General features: G+C 53.7%; 1 protein-coding gene. It reads right to left on the bottom strand.

Features of this window, described 5'->3' with window-relative positions:
- Window positions 1-103: 103 nt before the first annotated feature.
- Window positions 104-296 (bottom strand): hypothetical protein (locus tag Q4563_RS18810; protein ID WP_303605598.1); only part of this gene is annotated, 193 nt, incomplete at its 5' end.

Below are 296 nucleotides of genomic sequence, written 5' to 3'. Positions count from 1 at the left end.
GCAGTCGATCGATCATAACGAACGGGTTAAAAGCAGCCGGGATGTTAATAACCGGCTGGTCTTTCGTCACCATCATCCGTGTCCGTCTGATCATTAATCCCTGTTATTGCTCGATCCATAATCTTAGCCACTGGCCATACAGCGCCGGTGGTAACAATCCGGCGGCCAGCCAGTCACTGTAAAACTGTTGAGGACTGAAGGCGCTGCCTTGTTCGGATTCTGCCGAGCGGATCAGGCCCAATAAATTGGCCCGGGAGATAGCCGGTCGAGCCAGTTGTCCGGGCGCTTCCATAATC

Source organism: Gilvimarinus sp. 1_MG-2023, assembly GCF_030548285.1.
Note: the sequence above shows the minus strand (reverse complement) of the source record. Positions and strands in the feature narration are given on the sequence as shown.